Below are 4,155 nucleotides of genomic sequence, written 5' to 3' on the forward strand. Positions count from 1 at the left end.
CGACGCACCGTCCTGATTCACCGCCGAACCCCGCACCACCGCCAACACCCGATGACCCAGCCGCCGCGCATCCGACAACCGCTCCACCAACAGCAGCCCCACACCCTCCGACCACCCCGTACCATCCGCACCCGCAGCGAACGCCTTGCACCGACCGTCGGCGGCGAGGCCCTGGAGGCGGGAGAACTCGATGAAGGGCATGGCGGTCGGCATGACGGTCACCCCGCCGGCGAGGGCCAGGTCGCACTCGCCGTTGCGCAGCGCGGTCGCAGCCAGATGCAGCGCCACCAGGGACGAGGAGCAGGCGGTGTCGACCGTGACGGCGGGACCTTCCAGGCCGTACGTGTAGGCGATCCGGCCGGAGGCGACGCTGCCCGCGCTGCCGCTGGCCAGATAGCCCTCCAGCCCTTCCGGCAGTTCGCCGACGCGGGTGCCGTAGTCGCCGTACATGACGCCGGTGAAGACGCCGGTACGGGAACCGTGCAGATCCGCGGGCACGATCCCGGCGTCCTCGAAGGTCTCCCACGCCGTCTCCAGCAGCAACCGCTGCTGCGGATCCGCCGCCGTCGCCTCCCTCGGCGACATCCCGAAAAACTCCGGATCGAACAGATCCGCATCATGCAAGAACCCACCATGACGCGCATAACTCGTCCCCGCACGCCCCGGATCCGGATCGAACAACCCCTCCAGATCCCACCCCCGATTCACCGGGAAACCACTCACCGCATCCACACCACCGGCCACCAACCGCCACAGATCCTCAGGCGACCCCACCCCACCCGGATAACGACACGCCATCCCCACGATCGCGATCGGCTCGTGCCGGCGGCCTTCCACCTCACTCAGCCGCTTACGGGCGTCGCGAGCGTCGGCGATGGCCCGCTTGAGGTAGTCACGGAGCTTTCCGTCGTCCGTCACGTGCTTTCAACTCCTGAGCTTCGAAGGGTGTGGTGCGGGGTCGGGGCCTGTGGCCCGGCCGGACGCGGTGTGTGCGGGGGTTCAGTCGAGTTCGTCGACGAGCGCGAAGAGTTCCTCGTCGCTGGCGGTGTCCAGGTCCAGGCCGCCCCCGGACTCGGCGCCGTCGCCGGGGACCGCTTCCGCCAGGAGCAGCAGTTCCCTGAGCCGGTCGGCGAGGCGTGCCCGGGACTCGTCCTCGGGTGCCAGCGACTTGAGCAGGGCCTCGGCACGGTCGAGGTCGGCGAGTCCGGGGACGTCCGCCGGCACCTGCCGCTCCTCGATCCGCGCGGCGACGAACCGGGCGAGGGCGGTGGGGTTGGGGTGGTCGAAGACCAGGGTGGTGGGCAGCCGCAGACCGGTGGCCCGGCCCAGCTGGTTGCGCAGCTCGACCGCGGTGAGCGAGTCGAAACCCAGCTCCTGGAAGGGCCGGTCGGCGTCGACGGACTCCTGTCCGGCGTGGCCGAGGACGGCGGCGGCCTGGCCCCGCACCAGTTCGACGAGTGCCGCCTCGCGCGCGGCGGCGTCGAGCGCGCCGAGCTGTTCCACCAGCCCGGTGCTCGGCGCCGCGCCCGTCCCGTCCGCCGCACGGCGGGCGGGAGCGGCGGGGGCCAGGCCGCGCAGCAGCGGAGCCGCGTCCTCGCCCTGCCTCCGCAGGGCTCCTGTGTCGACGTACGTGGCCGCCAGCACGGGCCGCGCGAGGCGGAGGGCCGCGTCGTAGAGGGTCATCGCCTCGTCCGACGGCAGTGCCACCAGGCCCAGCCGGGCCAGCCGCCTGAGGTCCGTCTCGCTCAGGCCGCCGCTGATGGCGCTTTCCTGCTCCCACAGGCCCCAGGCCAGGGAGAGGCCGGGGAGGCCCCGCGCCCTGCGGTGCTGGGCCAGTGCGTCCAGGAAGGTGTTGCCGGCCGCGTAGTTGGCCTGTCCCGCGGTGCCGAGGAGACCGGCGACGGACGAGTAGACGACGAAGGCCGCGAGCGTGCGGTCCCGGGTGAGTTCGTGCAGGTTCCACGCCGCGTCCACCTTGGGCCGCAGCACCGTGTCCAGGCGCTCCGGGGTGAGTTCGCCGAGCACGGTGTCGTCCAGGACCCCGGCCGTGTGCACGACGGCGGAGAGCGGCCGGTCGTCGGGCACCGCGGCGAGGACGCCGGCCAGCGCCTCCCGGTCCGCGGCGTCGCACGCGGCGAAGGTGACCTCGGCGCCGAGGCCGGTCAGTTCCTCCCTCATCTCGTCCGCGCCGGGGGCGGACCCGCCGCGGCGGCTGAGGAGCAGCAGGTGCCGGGCGCCGTGCTCGGTCACCAGGTGGCGGGCCAGGACGCGGCCCAGGGTGCCCGTGGCCCCGGTGATGAGCACGGTGCCCTCGTCCCAGCGGGGCGGAGCGGCGGCGCCGTCCGTGCCGCGGACACGCTCCAGGCGGGGCACGAGGAACGCGTCGCCGCGTACGGCCACCTGGTGCTCGCCGGTGGCGACGGCCACGGTGACGTCGCCGTCGCCGTCCGTGTCGATCAGCACGATTCGGCCGGGGTTCTCCGTCTGCGCCGTCCGCAGCAGACCCCATACGCCCGCGTGCACCAGGTCCGGGACGTCCTCGTCCGGGCTCGTGGCCACCGCGCCCCGGGTGACGACCACCAGCCGCGCGTCGGCCAGCCGCGGATCGGCGAGGAACGCCTGCACGGTGGTCAGCGCCTGCCCGGTGGCGGCACGCGCCGCCTCGGCGACGGCGGGGCCGTCGACCGGGGCCGCGCCGTCGTGGTCCGGGGCCCACAGGACGGTGTCCGCCCCGCTCGCGGCCAGTTCCTCCAGGCTCTCGTACCCCTTCACGGAGGGGACCGGAGAGGCGCCCAGCGCGGCCCAGGCCGTGGTGTCGGCCGTGGCCCGGGGAGTCTCGGTCGCCGCCCAGACGGCGGGGAACAGCCCGTCCCGGCCGGTGTCGTTCCCCCGCAGGGCGTCGGCCGCCAGGGGCCGCAGGACCAGCGAGTCCACCGACGCCACCGGCAGACCCGTGCCGTCGGCGACCTGCAAGGAGGCCTCCAGTGTGTCGCCACCGGAGTCCGAGAGGGTCAGGCGTGCCCGCAGGACGGACGCGCCGGCGGCGTGGACGCGCGCACCCGACCAGGAGAACGGCAGGCGCGGTTGCCCGTCGTCCCCGGTGACGCCTGGCAGCAGCGGATGCAGTACGGCGTCCAGGAGGGCCGGATGGAGCAGGAAGTGACCCGCCCGCTGTTCCGCCTCGTCCGGCAGCGCGACCTCGGCGTAGATCTCGCCCTCGCCCCGCCACACCCGGCGCAGTCCCCGGAAGGCGGCGCCGTAGGCGAACCCGTGGTCGGCGAGGCGGTCGTAGGCGCCGTCCAGGTCGATCTCGGTGGCACCCGTCGGCGGCCAGACGACCAGGCCGGATCCGGTGGCGGACGGGTCGGCGGGGGTCAGCGAGCCGTGGGCGTTGAGCACCCACTCGCTGTCCCCGTCGGGGCCCCGCCCGGCGCGGCGGGAGTGGATCTCGACGCCACGCCGTGCGTCGTCGGCCGGGTCGCCGACGGTGACCTGCACATCGACGGCGCCCTGGGCCGGCAGGACGAGGGGTGCGGCGAGCGTCAGGTCCTCGACGTCCGCGCCGCCGACCTGTTCCCCGGCGCGCAGGGCGAGTTCGAGGAGGGCGGTGCCGGGCAGCAGTACGGTGCCGGACACGGCGTGGTCCGCGAGCCAGGGGTGGGTGCGCAGGGAGAGCCGTCCGGTGAAGAGGTGCGCGTCGCGACCGGCCATGCTCACGGCGGCACCGATCAGCGGGTGTTCGACCGTGCTCAGGCCGAAGCCCTCGGCGTCGACGTCCGCGGCGGGTGCGTCGAGCCAATGGCGCCGGTGCTGGAAGGCGTAACCGGGCAGCGGTACGCGGCGGGCGCCGGGCAGTGCCGTGTCCCAGTCGGGTTCGGCGCCCCGCATCCGCAGCAGGGCGAGTGCCCGCATGACGGTCTCGGGTTCGGGCCGGTCCCGGCGCAGTGCGGGGGTGAGAGCGCCCGGCGGCTCGGTGAGCGTGTCCTCCACCATCGAGGTCAGGACTCCGTCGGGCCCCAGTTCCACGTACTGCTGGACGCCCAGCTGTTCGAGGTGGCGGACGCCGTCGTGGAAGCGGACGGCCTGACGGATGTGACGGGCCCAGTACTCGGGCGAGGTCAGCTCCTCCTCCGTCGCCAGCACCCCCGTCACGTT

At 74.2% G+C, this 4,155-nt stretch carries 2 protein-coding genes; both read right to left on the bottom strand.

Annotated elements, in window-relative coordinates; genetic code table 11:
* Nucleotides 1-918: beta-ketoacyl synthase N-terminal-like domain-containing protein (locus ACZ52C_RS41905; RefSeq protein ID WP_469079779.1), on the bottom strand; the 918-nt coding region annotated here is incomplete at its 3' end.
* 81 nt (nucleotides 919-999) lie between these two features.
* A partial coding sequence (locus ACZ52C_RS41910) for a type I polyketide synthase (RefSeq protein WP_469079780.1) occupies nucleotides 1,000-4,155 on the bottom strand: 3,156 nt, incomplete at its 5' end.

Source organism: Streptomyces sp. NPDC034049 (assembly GCF_055575575.1).